Genomic DNA, 21,187 nt, shown 5'->3' with positions numbered 1-21,187 from the left:
CTGCCCCTAGACTCATTATTACGAATCATTGAGAATTGCGATATGAGCCGGAGGTTCTATTTTCACAACTCCCGAAAACCAGGATTTAAGTATGGTTAATTTTTCCCCGTAGCAAAAAAATCGCCACATTTAAATTTAACTGTCGCGATCGCTTGACTAACGAGAAATTCCGTCCCCGAACTCTTGCCTCAATTAATGCTCAACAACCAAGTACCGAGGTAACGCAGCAAGGGAACGTCTCCGGGGGTGCGGATGCGGACGTTGAAATGGTACATTCCGCCGGGAGATGGGTTTCTGACGTTGGAGAGTACAACCTCAACATTGTTGCCTGCAGGAATTGGTTCTTTGGGATAAATTTCTATGAAACGATTTTCTTTGTCCCAGATTACTTCTTGCAATTCTATTGTTTTGTCTTTGACGCGCACTTTAATGTTTTTTTGGTCAAATTCGCCTTTGTAGTAGTCTGGATAGGATATGTTCAGTTGGGCGATCGCCAAACTTACTTTTTTGGAAGGAATTCGCAGCCGATATCTATCGCCACTCATCCCGGGTGTACCGTAATCCAAGCGATAGCTTAATTGGTTGGCGCGATCGGGACCGCCGAAAATCGTGAATCCTGGCATGGACTGGGCTAAACTGATGGCGGGTAATCCAGCCACCAAGCAACCTGTAACCGCTAGTGCTGAAAATAATCGTCGCATAACAACTCCTCTAATTAAACTCTTGGTGAACCTTAAATATTGCTCGCCCGAAATTTGCGATCGTGCCTACAATATATCGAATCTCTCAGCAATTTGATGAGGGCGATCGCCCGCCGGCTGAGGTCACTTTTTTTTGCGTAATTTTTGCGTAATACTGATAACAGACATTCAGACTACAGAATTAGGCGACATAAAATTATATCATAATCGGTGGCAAACTTAACCATTTAGCGAATTTGAATGTATAAGATAAGTTAAAGATACGGGTCGAATTTGGGCGATCGGCTTTAGTATCAACGAGAGAAGTTTAGGGCAACGGCTGCTTCAATGTAAAGCAAGGCATCGGGCGATTAAAAATCGCACTTCAAGAAACCTGCGGAGGCAGGTTTTGTCTGTGTAGGCGCGGTTTCAACCGTCCTAGGAAGGCTTAAATAAGGAGAGTTCATGAAATTAGCGATCGCAAAAGAAATAGCAGCAGGGGAACGCCGGGTGGCTTTAGTACCCGACGCTGTAGCCCGATTAGTCAAACAGGGCGTAGAAGTTTGGGTTGAGGCCGGTGCCGGCGCACAATCCTTTTTCTCGGATCTTGCTTACGAAGAAGCGGGAGCTCAGGTTGTCGCCGATACCGCTAGGCTGTGGGGCGAAGCCGATGTCGTCGTGAAAATCGGAGCCTTGCAAGAATCAGAAGTTCATCAACTCCGGGAAGGAGGCGTTTTCATCGGATTTTTGAATCCTCTGGGAGATCCAGCTTTAGTGCAGCGTTTAGCCGATCGCAAAGTAACGGCATTCAGCATGGAAATGATCCCGCGCACCAGCCGGGCTCAAAGCATGGATGCGCTGTCGTCTCAGGGTAACGTCGCCGGTTACAAAGCGGTATTGATCGCAGCCGCAGCTTTGCCAAAGTATTTTCCGATGCTGACAACGGCGGCGGGTACAATTCGCCCCGCGAAAGTATTGGTAATGGGTGTGGGCGTTGCTGGCTTGCAGGCGATCGCCACGGCGCGCCGTTTGGGTGCGGTAGTCGAAGCCTTCGACATCCGCCCAGAAACAAAAGAACAAGTGCAAAGTTTGGGCGCTAAATTCCTTGATGTTGAACTTAAGGAAGAAACCGTCGCCGCCGGAGGTTACGCTAAAGAATTATCAGAAGCCGCCAAAGAATACACCCGCCAAGTGCTCACCCAACACGTCAGCGCTTCCGATGCAGTTATTACAACCGCTCAAGTTCCCGGCAGAAAAGCACCTATTTTAGTTACTAGAGAAATGGTTTCTCAAATGAAGCCCGGATCGGTAATTGTTGACCTCGCGGGCGAACAAGGCGGCAATTGCGAATGCACGGAAGCGGGGAAAGATGTTGAATGGAACGGCGTTAATGTCATCGGCCCGATTAATGTGCCTTCGTCGATGCCTGTCCACGCTAGCGAAACTTACTCGAAGAATATCTCGGCTTTACTTCAGTTGATGGTGAAAGATAAGGAACTCAATTTGAATTTTGAAGACGATATCATTGCTGGTGCTTGTGTTGCCCGCGATGGTGAAATTAGCAACCAGCGAGTTCGCGATGCTTTGGCAGCTCAGGCTTCAGCAGTCAGTTAGATTCTCGATTGTTAATAAGCTCTTCAAGGGCGGGCAGGATGCCCACCCCACAAGAAAATTAACTCTTTGGGGAACAGGAATCATGCCTGTTCTTGAGAATAGTGCGATTGCTAATAAGCTCTTCAAGGGCGGGCAGGATGCCCACCCCACAAGAAAATTAACTCTTTGTGGAACAGGCATCTTGCCTGTTCTTGAGAATAGTGCAAGATGTGAGACGCAACCGGGAACGAGTTATTTCCAATTACCAATTACCAATTGTTATGGCAGAAGGATTGATTGCAGGTTTAGTGGTGTTTACTCTAGCGTCGTTTGTGGGATTTGAAGTAATTAATAAAGTTCCGCCGACGCTGCACACACCTTTGATGTCGGGTTCCAATGCGATTTCGGGGATTGCGGTTTTAGGTGCCATTTTGATTTCAGGCCAAGGCAATGTGACTGTTACTTCGATTTTGGGGACGATCGCGATCGCCCTGGCCACAATTAACGTAGTCGGCGGTTTCTTAGTAACAGATCGAATGCTGCAAATGTTCAAGAAAAAAGAGGTTAAAGCGTGAGCGATTTTCTGCCCAGTGGCATTCAACTAGGTTATTTAGTTGCCGCATCTTTGTTTATTATCGGTTTGAAACAGTTGGGTTCCCCTGCAACTGCCCGTCAAGGGAATGTGTTAGCTGCGATCGGGATGTTAATTGCGATCGTCGGTACGTTGCTGGAAAAGCAAGTAGTCAGCTACGAATTGATTGCTGTCGGAATTATCGTCGGTTCCATTTTGGGAACGATTATGGCGAATACCGTGGCGATGACGGATATGCCGCAGATGGTGGGTTTGCTTAACGGTTTCGGGGGCGCTGCTTCTGCACTGGTTGCTGTGGGCGAATTCTGGCGCTATCTCAGCATCCCGGAATCGCCAACTCCAGACGCGACAATCACGATCCTTTTGGGTGTGTTGATTGGCGGAATTACTTTCACTGGTAGCCTTGTGGCATTTGCGAAACTGCAAGAATTGCTACCTGGTGCGCCCATGACGTTTCCGCTGCAACAGCCGTTTAATGCCATGCTGGCGATCGCACTTTTAGCCGGCAGCGGTTATATGCTGTTTAACCCGGAGGATGTGCCGGTATTCCTGGCTTTGGTGGCGATTTCCAATATTCTGGGAATCATGTTTGTGCTCCCGATTGGCGGTGGCGATATGCCGGTGGTGGTGTCGCTGCTTAACTCTTATTCGGGGATTGCGGCGAGTGTGGCTGGGTTCATTTTGATGAACAATATGCTGATTATCGCTGGTGCATTGGTGGGCGCGTCGGGGATTATTTTGACGCAAATCATGTGCAAGGCGATGAATCGCTCCTTGGGTAGTGTGCTGTTTAGCGCGTTTGGTAGCGGTGGCGGTAGTGCTGGGGCTGCTGCTGGGGCTGCTGGTGCTACTGACAAAACTGTTCGCAGCATCAATCTCGAAGAAAGTGCGATGATGTTGGGTTATGCGCGATCGGTTGTAATTATTCCCGGTTACGGGATGGCTGTAGCGCAAGCACAGCACGCCGTGCGCGAGTTAGCCGACGGTTTGGAAAAAATGGGTGTTGACGTGAAATACGCGATTCACCCGGTGGCTGGGCGGATGCCGGGGCACATGAATGTGCTGTTGGCGGAAGCAAACGTGCCTTATCCGCAGTTGTACGATATGGACGATATCAATCCGCAGTTTGAAGAAACGGATGTGGCGTTGGTGATTGGTGCGAATGATGTTGTGAATCCGGCGGCGCGTCACGATACGGCGAGCCCGATTTATGGGATGCCGATTTTGGAGGTTGATAAGGCTAAGCATACGATCGTGATCAAGCGCGGGATGAGTGCTGGTTTTTCTGGTGTAGATAATGAGTTGTTCTACAAGGATAAGACGATGATGTTGTTTGGTAGCGCTAAGGATGTGGTTGCCAAATTGGTTTCTGAGGTGAAGCAGTTGTAGGATTTTGTAACCGTAGATGAACGCGGATTAACGCGGATGATTAAACCCGGTTTCTTGGAGAAACCGGGTTTTTGTTTGGATTTAGTTTTGATATTAATATTCTTCAGTCGGCGGAGGCCGACTTCGTTTGTGTAGAAGCGATTTCAATCGCCGAATCTTATCTTGAGATTATATCACATCTTTCGCTGTTCGGTGGAGACGGGCGATCGCCCTATACAATGCTAGCTTGGTTTAAATAGTCACGGGCGATCGGTGCTAGTCAAATATACCTCGATCGGAGATTTTTTAAATATAATGAAATCCTAAAGAATTAATAGAACTGCAAAAATTGTACTAACCTTAGAGCTAAAGTCAATTAAATTAAAAAATTTTCAACTATGTCAGATAAACCTTTTAATATCCGCCAACTAAATGGCCTAGATTATGACGAAGCAGAACCACTCTTGGAAGATTATCAGGAAACGCTAATCGAGCTATTTGTCAATTCTCCCGAAGGAGAAGAATACTGTAAAACTTATCCAGACGTTGGATTTTGGATCTCGCAGTTCATTTATTACGGTTTCGGCTATGAAGGTTTTACGCTGCCTCGCATGAAAGTGGAAGATGTGGCAACTGTAGTCGAAGAGTTGTTTCCCAGGAAAGTGAGTTTGCTTTCGCCGGAAGAAGGTGAAAATGCTATCCCGGAATTATTGGCGTTCTGGCAATTTTTGAAGCGAGAATTTAAACTGCGAAATGCCACTTCAATTATCAAATACCTGCGGGATATCGAGCCGGAATTTAAGGAGATTATGGAAGATTCCTCTAAATTTGGATTTGCCAAATCCTTTGTAACGCTCGGTCATCAAGCAGGGTTTGATATGAGTACGGGGGAAGGTCTAACACAATTTCAGGAGATATATAATGCTAGCATTGCTCCTCTACTTGCAGCTAAAAACTCCGATACATCGGGATTTTCCAGCAAACCGATAAGTGGTAGTGCTGTCAATGAATCTAAAGCAAGTAAAGAAAAACAAAAAAAAGCAAAAAATACGGCGGCTGAATCGAGAAAACGCAACCGCACTAAGAAAAAATGAGGTTTAGCAAGTATCTATCCTCACTTCACTCTTCTTCTGATTCTTCTCAACATCTTGTTAGCTTCTTCCCTCCCGCGAAACTTCCAAACTAATAAATAACACATCAAACAAAACCCGAAAATTCCTAACACGATCGCACTTTCTTCCGGTGAGTTGGTAGTTCGATACAACTTCCCACTCTTCGGACTTGCTTGGATGTTGTTAGTTCGTTCGACCGTTCGATCGCCCGCTTGCAAGTTAAAATTGTGTTGTTCAATCGCATTACTATTTTTAAATTTTCGATCTATTTCTTGAAATGACTTCGCCTGTTCGCAGCTTGTTAAGGATAATCCCATAAGGATAAAAATTAGGAAATAACAGGGCGATTTCACGATTTTTACTTCCATTTATGGAGAAAGTGACTAAATGAATATAAGACTGACTCGTGGGAAGGCAGAAACCGGGTTTTTTGCGAAAATACTTCGTACACAGCGACCGATTCTCTAAAAAACGCGGTTTCTTTGGTCTGAGTGCGTAATTCCTGCGAATAATTTCTACAATAGCGGTGTATGATTTTCTCGATCGCACATTAATACGATCGTACCATTTTTTTCAAGTCGCAGCTACGGGTAAGGAATCAGTATTGCCGAGATGTGGTAACAAAACGGGCGATCGCGTTGATTCAAGCGCTATAATCTAGCTAATAGATTGCATTCAAATTCTGTTGGTTAATTGCAGATATTTGTCAGGATACGGCACTGCCGTATCCCTACCCGAATTGTTTGTAGAGACAGGGCACTGCGGTGTACTCTAACCTGGATGTTATTCAATCTTAATTAGATAGCAAACAATGACACTGAAAGAATTAGAAAAACAACTCCTTGCCTTAACTCCCGGTGAAAAAACTCAAGCAATACAGCTATTAGTTCAAAGTTTAAGCAATACTTGGCAAGGAATAGAAAAAACTCCTGGCGTGTGTGGTGGCCATGCTAGAATCGCCAATACTCGCATACCTATTTGGTCGTTAGTAAATTATCGCCATCTGGGTGCAACTGATGTGCGAATTTTGCAAGATTTTCCTCATTTGAGTGCAGCAGATTTGGCGAATGCTTGGGCTTATGCTGAGGTACACCCAGAGGAAATTGAAGCTGCGATCGCTAGAAATGAGGAAGCCTAAAACATGGCGCGAATTTGCTATAATCTAGATAATATATTCCGGCGATCGCACTTATGACTATACAAGAATTAGAAACTCAAGTCTTAACCTTAAATGCGGTTGATAAAGCTAAACTAATCAGCATCCTAACTCAAAATTTAACCAACGGTTCTTTAGGCATTAAAAAGACTCCGGGTGTCTGTGGAGGGGATGCCTGTGTCGGCAATACTCGCATACAAGTTTGGGTACTGGTGGGTTATCGCCGTCTCGGATGCAGCGATGCGGAACTTTTTAAGTGCTATCCCCATTTGACTGCGGCTGATTTAGTCAATGCTTGGGCTTATGCTGATGCTTACCCAGACGAAATTGAACAAGCAATCAAAGAAAATGAGGAAGCCTAAAACATGGCGCGACTTTATGCAGACGAACAGTATCCGTTGCCAGTAGTTGAGTTTCTTCGACCTTTAGGTAACGATGTATTAACAGTTCAAGAAACCGGAAACGCAGGATTAGGGATTCCTGATGAGGAGGTATTGGCTTTTGCAGTGAGTAACGAGCGAGCAGTTTTGACTCTCAATCGAGGGGATTTCATTCGACTGCATCGCTCACAACCCAACCATGCTGGTATTATCATTTGTACTCAAGATAGCAACTGGGAAAGACAGGCGACCCGAATTAATGAGGCTATTTCTGCGATCGATACTTTGAACGGTAAATTAATTCGAGTTAACCGTCCTTCGACATGAAAAAAAGCCGATCGCCCTTCCCGACCTAACAACCTTACAATTAAATCCCCCATTGCTCCCAATATTAGGTAAAATTATTGGCGTGTCTGAGGATAAACTATATGCGCTGGGTTCGATATATTGCGATTGCGATCGTCAATGGTTTCGGTGTCGTCATCGGTATTATTTGGGTTGCAGTCCCCGCAACAGTGGCTCAACCTTCCCTAAACTACCAACTCGCACTCTCTGGGCGACAGCCAGACGGCGAAACTCCCCAATCCCTTTCCGAACTTTACAAATTGCGCGATCGGCTGAAAGTACAATTAGATAACCTTGCGAAAACTCCCGACAGCAGCCCGTTTCCGGCAGAACTTTGGAAATCAGCAATCCACCGCCAGCAATCTCAAGCTCTGACGCAGCAACTCCAAAACGTTCAGAGTCAGATTCAAATAGAAGAAACAGCCAAATATAATTGGGACGAGGCTGCTAAATTTGCCGCCCAAGCAGTCTTAATTGGACGCACTTCTAATCCTTCTTCTGCTACTTGGGAACAGTCGCAACGCCTGTGGCAAATTGCTATCAATACGCTGCGACTCATTCCTCACGATTCTTTTTTGGCCGATGGGGCGATCGACAAAACCATCGAATATCAAGGAAACCTCAGTGTCGCTACCTATGAAATGCAAGTTGCACGTTCTATTGAGAAAGTTAGAGCCGAGGAAGAAGAGATAAGAGAGCGAGCCCGCAAAGAGCAAGAGAAAAAAGAATTTGCTCGTCGAGAAATAGAGAGAAAAGAGCAAGAGAAAAAAGACCGGGCTAGAAAAGAACTAGAAAGGCAAGAATTCCAAAGGCAAGAATTAGCCAGAAAAGAGCTAGAAAGGCAAGAATTAGCCAGGAAAGAAATTGAAAGGCAAGAATTCCAAAGGCAAGAGTTAGCCAGACAAGAAATTGAAAGGCAAGAATTCCAAAGGCAAGAGTTAGCCAGACAAGAAATTGAAAGGCAAGAAGCAGCCAAAAAAGAAATTGAAAGGCAAGAACTTGAAAAGCAAGAGTTAGCCAGAAAAGAAATTGAAAGACAAGAACTTGAAAGGCAAGAGTTAGCCAGGCAAGAACTTGAAAGGCAAGAGTTAGCCAGACAAGAATTAGCCAGACAAGAACTTGAAAGACAAGAGTTAGAGAGAAATCAGCAAGCAACTTCTCAACCAACTCCTGAATCAACTGCAACACCAACTTCCGCCCCATTTACGCCTGCTGCGTCCCCGTCGAACTTTTTCTTTGCGGGAGATACCAACAGAGATGGCCAAATTAACGAGCAAGACGAAGCGGGAAAAGAACAATGGTCTTTGTCCAAGGGCGCGCTAATTTCATTTAACGATCGCAATAACGATCGCGGCAAGATACCGACTTGGAAACAAACCAAAGTTAGCGCTCCCCGCCGTGCAGCAATGCTTTCTCAAGTTAACTTAACACTGTCGGAAAACTTCAAAACCTCTCAGTTATTTATCACTGCTGACAGCATTGCTAGCCCTCACATCAGCGTTTTTCAGAAGACGGGCGACGGCTGGCAACCTGTAGATATATCCGGTGCTAAACCTCTAGTTTTCAGCACTAATATTGTTTTAGGTGTCGAAGCCAAACAATTTGCAGATCGCAATTGGAACGGCACTGTTAATCTCAAAGCAACTGCCCAAAACAACGGTCAAGAAATCGCTTCCACAACAATCCAAATGGGCGTTAGTCCTTGGATGATAGCGCCCAATACAGCACCAGTAACCGAAGTTCAGGTCAGCGACAGAGGCGCGGTAAACAGCGAATTTATCTCGCAACTAAAAGAAGCAGTAGAACCCACGGGCGCCAAAGTAAAAATTCTCCAGGGCGATCGCACTTGGATGCAAGATACCCAGAAAAACGGCTACGTTCAATTGCCAGAAAAATCGGATTTACGCCTGTTTAATGTCGCCCTAAAAAGCAATAGCGAACCAGAGAAAAACCCGCCTGTTAAATTAACTCAAGACCGGGATTTGAAAGTAGTTAAAATTGGCAATCCTCGTTCTTTAGACCCTGTAAGTCAGTGGTCTGACGGATACGGCAATTTGCAGGTAACACCGCCGATTCCCGGACACCCAATGGGTCGAGTTTATTACGGGAATTCTGGAAATGCTAGTTTTAATCCAGAGGTACTTGATTTTATTCAAGCTCAGCGAATTCAAGGGCCGCCAGTGGATATTGATACTTCTTGGCTTCTGACTCGCCAAGTCGATGAAATTATCAATTTTATTCCCACTCAAACTCCCGGACAATATGTAATGGCGATCGCCAGTCCCGAAGCCGGAGTTAAGCTGTTGGAAGAATTGCAGGGAAGAGGTTACGGCGATGTGACGGTCAATCGCGGTTTGAGCACTCAAACAACAGTCAGCGCCGCCTTGCAAAATCGCGCTTTAATTCAACACAATCTCTATTTGCAAAATCAGAAACTTAATCCGATTATAGAGAAGTTGAAAAGAGAGTTTTTACTCCGAGACGACCAAATTATTCAAGTTCCGGTGATGTTTGGCTACAGCGGTTATGCTTGGTGGCCAAATATGGTCAATTCGGTGCCAGTTAATGGCAAGTTGTTAGTTTCAAATCCGCGCGGGCCAATGATTGAGGGTGTAGATTACACTCAGGAAAGATTGCGTCAACTGCTGCTTCCTGCTGGCGTCAGCGTTAGTTTTCTGGATGACAGGTATTATCAAGAATTGAAAGGAAACGTGCAGTCGGCGACGAATACTGTGAGGAAGCCTGAAGAGCGGCCTTTTTGGCAGTCTTTGCCTAATAATTACTAATGGGTAATTGGTAATGAGGAATGGGTAATGGGGAATTGGGAATTGGTAATTTGTAGGGGCGGGTTCACCAACAATACGCGCCTGTAACGAACAATCTCATAAACCCGCCCCCACCCAACGGTAAATCTCAATATACCTCCTAAACCCGCCTCCCTATGCTAATATTTAGCCAAACTATGCTAGGAGTTTAACAGATGGCTACCCTGCAAATAGAAAATATACCAGAGGAATTGTACGCGAGACTGCAAGAGTTAGCCGCAGCTCAAAACCGCTCGATTAGCGCGTTTGCGATCGCCATTTTAGAAGCCGAGTTATCAACAGAGACAAAACCCCTCTCAGGAAAACGTAAAAAGTCTGTAACAGAAATATTGGCAGAAATCAGCCGTCGTCGCGAGTCTCGTCCAGCCAATATGGGGATGATACTAGATAGTACCGCTTTAATTAGAGAGGATCGCGACAGATGACCAATCCTGTGAGGTGCGTAGTCGATGCTAGCGTGGGGATTAAGCAATTTATCCCCGATCCGCTGTCATCTAAAGTCGTTCAATTGTTTACCCATCTTGAAATTCACAGACTGAAATATTTGTACCCGATCTGTTTTATATTGAGTGTGCAAATATTATCTGGAAGTATGTCCGTGCTGGACTTTACGCTGCAGCCGATGTTCCAACAGATTTAGCTAATCTTAGAGCTTTATCCTTGCGTGGAGTATCTACTGCTGAACTGATTTTAGGTGCAACAAATATCGCCTTAAATTATGGAATTTCTGCTTATGATGGCAGTTATGTTGCTCTTTCACAGCAAGTTGACTCGCCTTTGCTAACTCTTGACCAAAAGCTAGTCAGAGCTTTAGCAGGCACATCTTATAATGTTATATCGTTTAACGATTTCGAGGTACCAACACCGCATTAGCCTTAGCTTTATAGGAACTCAATTAACGTGTTTATTCTTATTAGAAAAAAATGAGCGCTATAATATTGAGCGCTATAAGATAGACTAATATCATGGCCGATTTGTATGCAGATGAACAATCTTCCTTCTAACTTTTGCCTAACCCTCGATAATTAATCCGTGTATCCGTGTCAAAATCCGTGTCGTGCCTTCTTCCTTCTGCTAGATAATTTCAGTGCAGGCGATCGCACCAGTAACGTAAAATGTCTAAAAGCGGTCTTTGTAAAATAAATTTAGCCCCATGAGCGACGAACAGGAAAAAAAACCAATTTTGACTCAGCAACCAGAAACAATTTCTCCTACCAGCGATGAGTTCGATCGCAGTGAAATTGCCAGTGCCGATGCACCTTCAGCATCAGTAGAGACTCCCGCAGAAATTGTCGCGCCAGAAGATATTTCAACCCCCATCCACGAAGCCGAAACAATTCCCATTGCCGCCGATAGCGCGCCGGAAACAACTCAACTTACAAGTTATCCGTCTCCAACAATTCCAACTGCGAACCCCGAACCAAAACCAGCTCGCTCCTGGCAAATCTTAGCCGTTTTTCTCAGCGGAATGTTAGTCGGTTCCGTTCTTAGTCTCGGCAGTTTGCTAGCGTGGAGAATATATCAGGAAAGAGCGAACCTTCAAATCAAACTACCCGCTGACGTACCCCTCCCCGAAAGCCCTCCAACCGTCGCAACAGCGCCCGCCAACCGCCGGCCCGGACTTCCCCCAGCACCTGGAAATGGACGGCCCGCCACATTCCCTCCGTCGCCCCGTCCCACTCAAATACCCTCTGTGTCTGGCGTTCCGCAACTTGCTTCGCCGTCACCCTCGCCGTTGCCGTTGCCTTCTCCTTCTCCCGCTGCGGTTGAAACCCCTGTAACCGAGCGAGTTTACTTTCAAGCTGGTGCTACGGGAACTACTCTGAGCAATAGTTTGCGAGCCAACATATCCAGGCGCTACTTACTGGAGTGCAATAGCGGCCAAAGCATGACAATAAATGTTCAAGAAGGTCAAGTTAGCGCCGCAATTATTGCTCCTAACGGTGAAAAGTTAGGTACTGCTGATAGCACAGGTCAGTGGCAAGGTCAACTAGCTAGTAGTGGCGATTATACTATTGAAATTTCAGGCGATCGCCAAGCAAACTACCAAGTTAAAATTGAAGTCAAATAGCAACTATAATTGTATCAGGGGGTAGTTACACAATACATAAACCCGCCCTGGTTGCCAATTACAAATTACCCATTACTAATTACCAATGGTTGCACAAATATCTCCAAGCATCTACGAAGCAAAAACCCAAGAAATTGCCAAAGAAATCCTGAAGGCCACTCAAGACAAAAAGCGCTCTTTTTTCGGTCAACTCCAAGACCAAATGCGCTGGGACGACAAACTAATGGATTGGGCGATGGCTAGCCCCGGACTGCGGGTGCAATTGTTTCGATTCATCGACTGTTTGCCGGCACTCCGCAGCAAGCCGGAAATTGCCCGCCACATGCAAGAATACCTGACCGCCGAAGAGGTAGAATTGCCCGAAGCTTTGAAAAAATTGCTCAATTTTACTAACGCTGATTCGATTCCTGGACAATTGGCAGCGACGACGGTTGCGCCTGCTGTGGAAACTTTGGCGCACAAGTATATTTCTGGGGAAAATATCAAGCAGGTAATTAAAACTTTAGAGCGGCTTCGTAAAGATAAAATGGGTTTTACAGTTGACCTTTTGGGGGAAGCTGTCATCACTGAAACAGAGGCGCAAATTTATCTTAACCGCTATTTGGAATTAATGGAGGAACTGGCTAAGGCAGCGAAGAATTGGCCACAAGTAGATGCAATTGATAAAGCTGATGATGAAACTTTGCCGCGAGTGCAAGTATCCGTAAAATTAACAGCTTTTTATTCTCAGTTTGACCCGTTGGATGCTAAAGGTAGCGAGGAGAAAGTAAGCGAGAGAATTCGCCTGTTACTGCGCCGCGCGAAGGAATTGGGCGCGGCTGTTCATTTCGATATGGAACAGTATGCTTACAAAAGTTTAACTCTGACCATTCTCAAAGACTTATTGTTAGAGGAAGAGTTTCGCAGTCGCACGGATATTGGAATTACATTGCAAGCATATTTGCGCGACAGTGCTCAAGATTTGCAAAACCTGATTTCCTGGGCAAAAAAACGAGGAAATCCGGTAACAGTGCGGCTGGTAAAAGGCGCTTACTGGGATCAGGAAACTATCAAAGCGATGCAGAAAGATTGGCCGCAGCCGGTCTATAATGACAAAGTTACTACCGATGCAAATTTCGAGCAGATGACGCAGTTGCTGCTCGAAAATCACGAATATTTGTATGCAGCTATTGGCAGTCATAATGTACGATCGCAAGCGAGGGCGATCGCCATTGCCGAAACTCTCAATATACCGCGCCGCCGCTTTGAAATGCAAGTGCTGTATGGCATGGGCGACAAATTGGCTAAGCTTTTAGTCGATCGGGGTTATCGCGTTCGAGTCTACTGCCCCTACGGTGACTTATTGCCGGGAATGGCTTATTTGATCCGCCGTTTGCTGGAAAATACCGCCAACAGTTCTTTCATCCGGCAAAGTTCCGAAGAAATGCCGATCGAACAATTGTTAGCCGCGCCAGTTGCTAACGGAAATGACCAGCTAGTTTACAGCAAAGTATTTCCCAACGTTGCCGATACCGACTACGCCAATACCAAATTGCGGCAACAAGCAGAAACAGCGATCAAATCAGTGCGCGCCAACTTAGGTAAAACCTATTTACCCCTAATCAATGGCGAGTACCAAAATACTGAAGCAACAGTTAATTCCCTCAACCCTTCCAATCCCACAGAAGTAGTTGGCACCATCGGATTGCTTTCCGAAGAACAAGCCAAACAAGCCCTTGAAGCAGCAAAATCAGCCTCTACCAGTTGGCGGAAAACCCCCGTTCGCCAGCGCGCCGGCGTCCTCCGCAAAGCCGCTGAGTTGATGGAACAGCGGCGGCACGAACTGTCAGCTTGGATGGTGTTTGAAGTCGGCAAACCCGTCAGAGAATGCGATGCCGAAGTTTCCGAAGCTATAGATTTTTGTCGCTACTACGCCGACGAAATGGAACGGCTAGAACAAGGAAAAAATTACGATATTCCCGGAGAAACGAACCGCTATAACTATCAGCCGCGCGGCATTTCTTTAATCATTTCGCCTTGGAATTTCCCCCTGGCAATTCCCGTTGGCATGACAGTTGCATCGCTGGTTGCAGGTAATTGTACTTTGCTCAAACCTGCGGAAGTTTCCTCAGTAATTGCAGCAAAAATCACAGAAATTTTGCTAGAAGCTGGCATTCCCAAAGGCGTATTTCAATACGTGCCTTGCAAAGGTTCAACCGTGGGCGCTTACATGGTGAAACATCCCGACGTTCACATGATTACTTTCACCGGTTCTCAGGAAGTTGGCTGTCAGATTTATGCCGATGCTGCGATTTTGCAGCCTGGACAAAAACACCTGAAACGAGTAATTGCGGAAATGGGCGGCAAGAATGCAATTATTGTCGATGAAAGTGCGGATTTAGACCAAGCAGTTGCAGGCGTAGTTTATTCGGCATTTGGATACAGCGGCCAAAAATGTTCCGCTTGTTCGCGAGTAATTGTGGTCGAATCTGTGTACGATAATTTTGTGGCAAGATTGGTAGAAGCGACGCGATCGCTCAATGTCGGCCCTGCAGAAAATCCCGGTACTCAAGTCGGTCCTGTGATCGATGCAAATGCCCAGTCGCGCATCCGCGAATACATCGAAAAAGGTCGCGCCGAAGCTAAAATAGCTTTAGAAATGCCGGCACCGGAAACCGGTTATTTTGTCGGCCCAGTCATTGTTACGGAAGTATCGCCCACAGCAACTATCGCCCAAGAAGAAATTTTCGGCCCAGTTTTGTCGGTGATGCGGGCCAAGAATTTCAGCGAAGCGATTGTTATTGCTAACGGCACTAATTTTGCTTTAACCGGCGGATTGTATTCTCGCACGCCTTCGCATATCGATCGAGCCGCATCGGATTTTGAAGTGGGAAATCTGTACATCAATCGCGGAATTACCGGCGCTGTGGTATCGCGGCAACCCTTCGGAGGATTCAAACTTTCGGGAGTTGGTTCTAAAGCAGGTGGCCCGGATTATTTGCTGCAATTCCTCGAACCCCGCACCATAACCGAAAATATTCAGCGGCAAGGTTTTGCGCCGATTGAAGGAGTGGATGATTAATCATTCCTTTGTTCGTAATGAGGACTGAAGTCCTCTCTCTGGCTGTTACGCCCCCGTAGGGTGCGCTAGGCGCACCCTACGGGGGCGTAACAGAAAAAATTTGTGCCAGATTAGCTAGTTATAAAATGGAATCTACTAAAGATCGCGATCGACTAAATTCTCACATCCCTTCAGTTGACAAGTGGCTGCGATTTTTAATTATAGCCGTATTAGTCATAGGCATTTTATTTCGATTCGCCAATCTCGATCGCAAATTTTACTGGATAGACGAAACATATACTTCTTTGAGAGTTTCGGGCTACACCGAAGCCGAAATAATCAAACAAATTTCGTACCAGAAAATAACCTCGCCTGCGGATTTACAAAAGTATCAGCAGATAAATTCCGAAAAAACTGTAAGGGATACCCTGAATTCTTTAGCAACAGAAGACCCCCAACACCCCCCTCTGTATTACGTACTAGCGCGATATTGGGCGCAATGGTTCGGCAGTTCCGTTGCAGCAATGAGAAGTTTGGCCGCCGTGATTAGCTTGCTAGTATTTCCCGCAATTTATTGGCTGGCTTGGGAGTTATTTGAATCTTCAGCAGTAGCGTGGATGGCGATCGCCATTTTCGCAGTTTCTCCCTACCACATCCTATTTGCCCAAGAAGCGAGACAGTACAGTTTGTGGACAGTAACTACTATTTTATCCAGTGCAGCCTTGCTGCGAGCAATGCGCCCTGACTCAACTCAAAATGCTGTCGCCCTCGTTCTTTCTTGGGCGCTTTATGCAGGCACAGCAACACTGGGATTTTACACACACTTGTTATTTGTCTGCGTCGCTGCCGCCCACGCAATCTACGTCGCAGTTATTGCCAACTGGCGCGATGTAAAAACATTCATTTCCTATTATGTAGCCTCTTTAATGGCTTTGATCGGCTTCATGCCTTCCCTGGTACATACTGTAGAAAACTTCAATCAAGTTAGAAGCACAACAGCATGGGCAGAACAAACAAATTACTTAAGATTAGTCAGCAGGTGGGTTGGTTCTATCAGCATAGCATTTTTTGATATTGGCATTGATGGAACTGCCAACGCCACACAACTAGCTTTGCTAATTCCAGTTGGTATCATGATTTTAGCTTTGGTCGGCTATGCCCTTTATTATCTATGCCGACAAACACCAAAGCGAGTGTGGTTGATTGTATTGTTATTAATTGCAACAACTGCTTTGTTTTTAGCAGTACCTGATATAATCAAGGGTGGAAGGCGATCGGGAAATCCGCGATATTTAGTTCCTTGTTATGTGGGAATTCAGCTAGCAGTGGCTTACCTGCTGTCTGCAAAAATTAGTAACAATTTGGAGAAGTTAAAACAGCAAAAACTGTGGAAAATCGTTATAGTTGCAGTTTTTTCCGCAGGTATTATATCCGGTGGAGTTAGTTCTCAAGCAGATATTTGGTGGAATAAAGGCAGCGGTTGGTTGGGTGCCTTGGAAGTAGCCGCGAATGTCAATCAAGCCAGCAATCCGCTAATTATCAGCGATGCCAATATCGCATATATCATGCCTTTAAGTTATTACCTAGAACCCAAAGTCAAACTGCTAATAGAACCCCACTGTTACACTTCTTGCTACAAAAATCGAGAATTGGCAAAGAAAAAACCCCAACCCCCGCAAATTCCCGGCGGTTTCAGTGAGTTGTTTTTATACAGACCGTCCTCTACTTTGCGATCGGCAATTCAGCAACAAAACTATCAAATAGATCCGGCTGCCACTAATGTCGAGCTTAATCTATGGAAAATTACCAAAAAATAATCTCAAATATTAAGGCAAAAAACACGAGTTTGCTGCCAAAAAATAAATGTCTTATTCAATGCGACATACTGACAATAAACGGCATTTTTGGAAGTATGTCGCAAGTAGAGTTAGATAGATTTGCTTTTCGTGGTAAGCTAGAAGTTAAGAATCAAAAAATCACATCAAAAATATCAAATGACAGTCACTGAAACCTCCAACATTCGTAAACTGCTGTGCGATCCAGACTTGGGGCTGATTCCTCACCTAGAAAAGTGCCTGCAAGATTTGCACTCATCTGCGATCGCCAGTGGAGAGAAATTCAAGGTAGAACCTTACGATATAGAACTCAAAAGCTGCCACACCCAGAAGCATCCCAACGACCAAAAACCCCTAGTCACCCAGTCAGTGTTAATAAAAGTTCCCCTGACTGGGAAAGTTCAAGACAAGATGCACCTATATCTGATCGCAACTGAGTTGCAGAACCAAATCGACTTCAAAATTATCGACTGGAGTGCCTTAGAACGCCGCCAATACGACATTCATGGCATCCCCTTAAAGCAGCCGATCACCAAAATAGACGGGCAGATGAATTACGAGTTAGTATTTGATCGACCAACCTACTGCTGCATCACCCTGTGCCGCCAATTTGACTTAACTTACGCCGCCAATTTTTAATACCAATTCCCAAAAGTAGGGACACGGCATTGCCTGTCCGGCGCGGGGAGTAGGACACGGCATTGCGGTGTCCCTACGGTTCGCTTTTAATAATTGGTAGAAGATTGAGGATTGTAGATCGATCGCACTTGCATCAAATTCAAACCGATCGATTGGCAGTTTCCGCAAGAATCCTCTTAATATCAGCAGGAGTCAGCCTCGGATTAGCTTGTAACATTAAAGCTATCACGCCGGATACTTGTGGCACTGCCATTGAAGTACCCGCAAAATATCGATAAGGAATCCCCGGTTGAGAAAGTGGCACAGTTGAATAAATGTCACCAGAATCCGTCGTGCCAGCGTCGCCGCCTGCAGCAACAAAGTAATTAATTGTCTCCGCACCCGCCCGGTTAGAATAATTCGCAAACAAGCCATTTCGGGTAACACCACCGACAGCAATTCCTACCTCATTGGCAAACCGAGCCGGATAATCTGCTTGTGGGCGAGCATCATTTCCCGCCGCCGAAATCACGATCGCGCCTTGAGCTTCTGCCAGTCGAATCGCATCCAATTCTTGAACATTCAACTGTAGGCCACCCAAACTCACATTAATAATCTTCGCTCCATTTGCCACCGCATAATTAATCGCATTAATTTCATCCCGAATTTTGCCCACCCCTGCCCTATCGAGTATTTTCAAAGGCATAATCTTCGCAGTTGGAGCAGTTCCAGTAATCCCAACCCCATCTTTTTTCGCAGCAACTAAACCCGATATATGAGTGCCGTGATTGTTATCATCCATCGGGTCATTGTCGTTGTTGACAAAATCCCATCCTCGGAAATCGTCAACAAAGCCATTGTTGTCATCATCAACGCCGTTGCTAGCTTTATTGCGACCGATCGCATCAACACCGGTTTCCCCCACATTGCTCCAAATATTCCCCGTCAAATCCGGGTGATTGTAGTCAACTCCGCTGTCAATAACTGCCACCACAATTCCGTCTCCAGTCAAGCCCTGGGCCCAAACTTCTGGAGCTTTAATTAAATCTCTGCCCCACTCGTCGCTGCCCAAGTCGGGAACATCAGGAAAAGTTGCAGTACCTTGAGCTTTAGCAACTGCCGCCGCTGCATTCACCAAACCGAACCCAAAACGAGAGTCAAAACCCTGCAAGTTGCTCGGATTGTTAGGATAAACAGTTGCAGGAGTTGCAAATAGATTTAGGGTGAAATCTGTACTGCCTTGGTATTGATAAACTCGGACAAAGTAAGTTCCTGCGGCTAAACCGTTGATCTCGATCGACTCCGGCGATAAATTCGGTTGTTGAGAAGAAGCAATAATATCGGTGAAGTCAATAGAATTGTCGCCGTTAAGATCTTTAATTAATGCCACGTCAACATCCGCCGTCAAACCGCTGACAGTTAATGTAAAGTCGCTAGTTGAAGGCAAAATAAAGCGGTAAAGGCCGTCTGGCCGGGCGTTGCTAAGCGAGTCTGCGATCGTTTGAGTGCCACCCAAAACGCCTAAATCGCGAGCTTGATCGAGTTGGTTGCCCAATACTGTAGTTGCAGAGATGAATGTATCGGCGAGGTCTTGTGGAGATGCGTTGGCTACCAAGCCTAAAATAGCATTGGATTGGCGAATTTTAATTAATGTATTGGAAATACCGGGCGCGATCGATATTTCTTCGAGAATCAAGTCAGCTTCGGTAAGGTTGTCAGTCAGTCCGATCGAATCCACAAAACTGTTAAAGTCAGTAATAACGTCTGCAGCAGCCGGATCGGAGACTGCGGAGTCGCTACGGAGAACAAAGGTATCTGGGCCCAAACCCCCTGTCAGGGTATCTTTGCCCCCATCGCCCACTAAAACGTCGCTGCCGTCGCCACCGTTGAGGGCGTCTCCTCCCTTGCCTCCTTGCAAGGTATCGCTGCCGCCATCGCCAAACAGGATGTCGCTGCTGACACCGCCGTTAAGCAAATCGTTGTCCGCACCCCCTAACAGGGTATCGGAATTGCCACCGCCGAGAATGCGATCGTTACCATTATCGCCGCTAATTATTTCGGCATCCGACGAACCCACAATAAAATCGTTGCCGCCGAGGGCAAAAAATCCGTTAGGATAAGGAGTCAAAAAGCCCGGAGTCAAGGCGAAACTATTGGGGCTATCATCTAAAAGATAGGAAAGACCGTCAGGGCTCGGGCCGGGCATAGAAATGTACTCCTAGCGAGGTATATGGATCTAAATTTTAGATTTTAAATTTAAGTTTGTGCTTAAAAACGCCCTAAATAGTCTGTAAGGCGGGCATTACGCAAAGTCTGTAGAGGTCTGCACAGGTTAGGTTAAACAGATTTATTCCGTCATATCGTGCCGTGTAAATTAACCACAATTTCGCCTTTGCCCATCTTAAATATAAAATCTAAAACAGTATAACTTAATCCCAAATTCAAAACCGGGATCAGAAAATGGGAAAACAACACTTGTATAGAATTCAGAGTTTTTTGAAGATCGCGAAGTCGCATTTAAGGCCTTATTTGCGCTATTTGATTTTGGGCGGGACGTTTTTATTTATTGCCAAAGCTTTTTTAACTCACTGGCGAGAAGTCGCGAATATCCAAATTCGAGCCGAAAGTTTTCCGTTACTGGCGATCGCGCTGGGCGTCACTTTATTTTCTCTAATTTTTGTCGGCTGGGTGTGGATGTTGATTTTGCGGGAATTCCGCCAACCTGTAACTGCCGCGTGGGCGATTCAAGTTTTTCTCAAAACTAATATTGCCAAGTATTTGCCGGGGAATATTTGGCATTTTTGGGGTCGAATATTGGACGCCAAAAAAGCAGGCATTTTCCCGAAAGCTGCTACTCTCAGCGTGTTGCTGGAACCGCTGCTGATGGCTTCTGCAGGCGTTTTTATTGGGTTGATTTGTTTTGATAAAATCAATTGGTTGTTGCGGGTTGTTGGTTGTACTGCTATTTTAATGGCGATTCATCCCCGCATTTTAAATCCGATCGTTCTCTTTGTAGAGCGGTTGAAGTTATCCAAGAACAATGGCGCAAATTCAAATACTAAGGAGGTGGCGGGCGAGGAACTAAATTTTTCTATAGAGTCTACCTCCACTCTAGCTAAAAAAACATCTAATGTCAAGTCGCGCCGCAAAATTAATTTGCCAATTAAACGCTATCCTTTAGTGCCGTTAATCGGACAAATGTGTTTTATTGGATTGCGGGGCTGCGGATTTTTGCTAACTATAATGGTTTTAACTCCGGTGAACTTTAGCAATATTCCCAACTTGTTCGGTGCTTTTTGTTTTGCGTTTGTTGTCGGTTTAGTCGTACCGGGTGCACCGGGGGGAATGGGAGTATTTGAAGCAACGGCGATCGCCCTGCTGTCCGATCGCTTTTCTACGGGTATAATTTTGAGTGCCGTTGCTTTGTATCGGATAATTAGTATTCTGGCGGATGTTTCGGGTGCATTTTTAGCTAAACTCGATCGCCAGCGAAATCAGCGCAGTCAAAAAAGGCGAATTTGAAATCAAATATTTGAGGAAGATAATTTGCTGCGTTCGAGGAAACCCTTAAT

The 21,187-nt window shown here is 45.6% G+C and carries 19 protein-coding genes; 16 read left to right on the top strand and 3 right to left on the bottom strand.

Annotated elements, in window-relative coordinates; translation table 11 throughout:
• Positions 1-188: 188 nt before the first annotated feature.
• The gene (locus QUA10_RS11880; RefSeq protein WP_333082770.1) at positions 189-701 is read right to left on the bottom strand and encodes a DUF2808 domain-containing protein; all 513 of its coding nucleotides are present in this window, start codon (positions 699-701) and stop codon (positions 189-191) included.
• Positions 702-1,145: 444 nt separating this feature from the next.
• Between QUA10_RS11880 and QUA10_RS11875 the strand changes: the two genes are divergently transcribed.
• The 4 genes from QUA10_RS11875 (at position 1,146) to QUA10_RS11860 (ending at position 5,327) form a co-directional block, all read left to right on the top strand.
• Positions 1,146-2,294, top strand: a complete 1,149-nt coding sequence (locus tag QUA10_RS11875) for a Re/Si-specific NAD(P)(+) transhydrogenase subunit alpha (RefSeq protein ID WP_333082771.1) — start codon at positions 1,146-1,148, stop codon at positions 2,292-2,294.
• A gap of 260 nt (positions 2,295-2,554) precedes the next feature.
• Positions 2,555-2,848 (top strand): NAD(P) transhydrogenase subunit alpha, encoded by a 294-nt coding sequence (locus QUA10_RS11870; RefSeq protein WP_006633295.1) that lies wholly within the window; start codon positions 2,555-2,557, stop codon positions 2,846-2,848.
• Positions 2,845-4,254, top strand: a complete 1,410-nt coding sequence (locus tag QUA10_RS11865; protein ID WP_333082772.1) for an NAD(P)(+) transhydrogenase (Re/Si-specific) subunit beta — start codon at positions 2,845-2,847, stop codon at positions 4,252-4,254. The genes QUA10_RS11870 and QUA10_RS11865 overlap by 4 nt, the downstream gene beginning before the upstream one ends.
• Before the next feature lie 377 nt (positions 4,255-4,631).
• Positions 4,632-5,327 carry a hypothetical protein gene (locus tag QUA10_RS11860; protein WP_333082773.1) on the top strand — a complete coding sequence of 232 codons (696 nt, stop codon included), beginning with the start codon at positions 4,632-4,634 and terminating at the stop codon, positions 5,325-5,327.
• Between the two features lie 20 nt (positions 5,328-5,347).
• Here the strand turns inward: QUA10_RS11860 and QUA10_RS11855 are convergent, their stop codons facing one another.
• Complete coding sequence (locus QUA10_RS11855) at positions 5,348-5,662, bottom strand: hypothetical protein (RefSeq protein WP_333082774.1); 315 nt, start codon at positions 5,660-5,662, stop codon at positions 5,348-5,350.
• Between the two features lie 494 nt (positions 5,663-6,156).
• Here QUA10_RS11855 and QUA10_RS11850 point away from each other — a divergent pair, with 494 nt between their 5' ends.
• The 11 genes from QUA10_RS11850 (at position 6,157) to QUA10_RS11800 (ending at position 17,636) form a co-directional block, all read left to right on the top strand.
• Positions 6,157-6,483, top strand: a complete 327-nt coding sequence (locus QUA10_RS11850) for a DUF433 domain-containing protein (RefSeq protein ID WP_333082775.1) — start codon at positions 6,157-6,159, stop codon at positions 6,481-6,483.
• A gap of 53 nt (positions 6,484-6,536) precedes the next feature.
• Positions 6,537-6,863: a DUF433 domain-containing protein gene (locus QUA10_RS11845; protein ID WP_333082776.1), complete on the top strand. Its 327-nt coding sequence runs from the start codon at positions 6,537-6,539 to the stop codon at positions 6,861-6,863.
• Positions 6,864-6,866: 3 nt separating this feature from the next.
• Positions 6,867-7,208: a DUF5615 family PIN-like protein gene (locus QUA10_RS11840; protein WP_333082777.1), complete on the top strand. Its 342-nt coding sequence runs from the start codon at positions 6,867-6,869 to the stop codon at positions 7,206-7,208.
• 101 nt (positions 7,209-7,309) lie between these two features.
• On the top strand, positions 7,310-10,012 hold the full coding sequence (locus QUA10_RS11835; protein WP_333082778.1) for a protein-arginine deiminase family protein: 2,703 nt from the start codon (positions 7,310-7,312) through the stop codon (positions 10,010-10,012).
• A 194-nt stretch (positions 10,013-10,206) separates the two neighbouring features.
• Positions 10,207-10,476, top strand: coding sequence for a FitA-like ribbon-helix-helix domain-containing protein (locus QUA10_RS11830; RefSeq protein ID WP_333082779.1), 270 nt, complete (start codon positions 10,207-10,209; stop codon positions 10,474-10,476).
• Positions 10,473-10,691 carry a hypothetical protein gene (locus tag QUA10_RS11825; RefSeq protein ID WP_333086258.1) on the top strand — a complete coding sequence of 73 codons (219 nt, stop codon included), beginning with the start codon at positions 10,473-10,475 and terminating at the stop codon, positions 10,689-10,691. The genes QUA10_RS11830 and QUA10_RS11825 overlap by 4 nt, the downstream gene beginning before the upstream one ends.
• Positions 10,592-10,924, top strand: a complete 333-nt coding sequence (locus QUA10_RS11820) for a type II toxin-antitoxin system VapC family toxin (RefSeq protein ID WP_333086261.1) — start codon at positions 10,592-10,594, stop codon at positions 10,922-10,924. Before QUA10_RS11825 ends, QUA10_RS11820 begins: the two co-directional genes overlap by 100 nt.
• Before the next feature lie 280 nt (positions 10,925-11,204).
• The gene (locus tag QUA10_RS11815) at positions 11,205-12,122 is read left to right on the top strand and encodes a hypothetical protein (RefSeq protein ID WP_333082780.1); all 918 of its coding nucleotides are present in this window, start codon (positions 11,205-11,207) and stop codon (positions 12,120-12,122) included.
• Between the two features lie 85 nt (positions 12,123-12,207).
• A complete protein-coding gene (gene pruA, locus QUA10_RS11810; protein ID WP_333082781.1) occupies positions 12,208-15,183 on the top strand; it encodes an L-glutamate gamma-semialdehyde dehydrogenase in 2,976 nt (991 codons plus the stop codon).
• A gap of 125 nt (positions 15,184-15,308) precedes the next feature.
• Positions 15,309-16,979 (top strand): glycosyltransferase family 39 protein, encoded by a 1,671-nt coding sequence (locus QUA10_RS11805; protein ID WP_333082782.1) that lies wholly within the window; start codon positions 15,309-15,311, stop codon positions 16,977-16,979.
• Between the two features lie 177 nt (positions 16,980-17,156).
• Positions 17,157-17,636, top strand: a complete 480-nt coding sequence (locus tag QUA10_RS11800; RefSeq protein ID WP_333082783.1) for a hypothetical protein — start codon at positions 17,157-17,159, stop codon at positions 17,634-17,636.
• A 139-nt stretch (positions 17,637-17,775) separates the two neighbouring features.
• Here the strand turns inward: QUA10_RS11800 and QUA10_RS11795 are convergent, their stop codons facing one another.
• On the bottom strand, positions 17,776-19,821 hold the full coding sequence (locus tag QUA10_RS11795) for a S8 family serine peptidase (RefSeq protein WP_333082784.1): 2,046 nt from the start codon (positions 19,819-19,821) through the stop codon (positions 17,776-17,778).
• 254 nt (positions 19,822-20,075) lie between these two features.
• On the opposite strand from QUA10_RS11795, the gene QUA10_RS11790 reads away from it, so the two are divergent.
• The gene (locus tag QUA10_RS11790) at positions 20,076-21,137 is read left to right on the top strand and encodes a UPF0104 family protein (RefSeq protein ID WP_333082786.1); all 1,062 of its coding nucleotides are present in this window, start codon (positions 20,076-20,078) and stop codon (positions 21,135-21,137) included.
• Positions 21,138-21,187 lie beyond the last annotated feature (50 nt).

This window comes from Microcoleus sp. Pol8_D6, assembly GCF_036700965.1.
Classification (GTDB): Bacteria; Cyanobacteriota; Cyanobacteriia; order Cyanobacteriales; family Microcoleaceae; genus Microcoleus.
Note: the sequence above shows the minus strand (reverse complement) of the source record. Positions and strands in the feature narration are given on the sequence as shown.

Bases quoted from the DNA above. Each gene is read 5' to 3' on its own strand.
- QUA10_RS11835 (WP_333082778.1), top strand. From the start codon at position 7,310: ATGCGCTGGGTTCGATATATTGCGATTGCGATCGTCAATGGTTTCGGT.
- QUA10_RS11855 (WP_333082774.1), bottom strand. From the start codon at position 5,662: ATGGGATTATCCTTAACAAGCTGCGAACAGGCGAAGTCATTTCAAGAA.
- QUA10_RS11830 (WP_333082779.1), top strand. From the start codon at position 10,207: ATGGCTACCCTGCAAATAGAAAATATACCAGAGGAATTGTACGCGAGA.
- QUA10_RS11805 (WP_333082782.1), top strand. From the start codon at position 15,309: ATGGAATCTACTAAAGATCGCGATCGACTAAATTCTCACATCCCTTCA.
- QUA10_RS11840 (WP_333082777.1), top strand. From the start codon at position 6,867: ATGGCGCGACTTTATGCAGACGAACAGTATCCGTTGCCAGTAGTTGAG.
- QUA10_RS11790 (WP_333082786.1), top strand. From the start codon at position 20,076: ATGGGAAAACAACACTTGTATAGAATTCAGAGTTTTTTGAAGATCGCG.
- QUA10_RS11845 (WP_333082776.1), top strand. From the start codon at position 6,537: ATGACTATACAAGAATTAGAAACTCAAGTCTTAACCTTAAATGCGGTT.
- QUA10_RS11850 (WP_333082775.1), top strand. From the start codon at position 6,157: ATGACACTGAAAGAATTAGAAAAACAACTCCTTGCCTTAACTCCCGGT.
- QUA10_RS11800 (WP_333082783.1), top strand. From the start codon at position 17,157: ATGACAGTCACTGAAACCTCCAACATTCGTAAACTGCTGTGCGATCCA.
- QUA10_RS11815 (WP_333082780.1), top strand. From the start codon at position 11,205: ATGAGCGACGAACAGGAAAAAAAACCAATTTTGACTCAGCAACCAGAA.
- QUA10_RS11875 (WP_333082771.1), top strand. From the start codon at position 1,146: ATGAAATTAGCGATCGCAAAAGAAATAGCAGCAGGGGAACGCCGGGTG.
- pruA (WP_333082781.1), top strand. From the start codon at position 12,208: ATGGTTGCACAAATATCTCCAAGCATCTACGAAGCAAAAACCCAAGAA.
- QUA10_RS11860 (WP_333082773.1), top strand. From the start codon at position 4,632: ATGTCAGATAAACCTTTTAATATCCGCCAACTAAATGGCCTAGATTAT.
- QUA10_RS11825 (WP_333086258.1), top strand. From the start codon at position 10,473: ATGACCAATCCTGTGAGGTGCGTAGTCGATGCTAGCGTGGGGATTAAG.
- QUA10_RS11880 (WP_333082770.1), bottom strand. From the start codon at position 701: ATGCGACGATTATTTTCAGCACTAGCGGTTACAGGTTGCTTGGTGGCT.
- QUA10_RS11795 (WP_333082784.1), bottom strand. From the start codon at position 19,821: ATGCCCGGCCCGAGCCCTGACGGTCTTTCCTATCTTTTAGATGATAGC.
- QUA10_RS11870 (WP_006633295.1), top strand. From the start codon at position 2,555: ATGGCAGAAGGATTGATTGCAGGTTTAGTGGTGTTTACTCTAGCGTCG.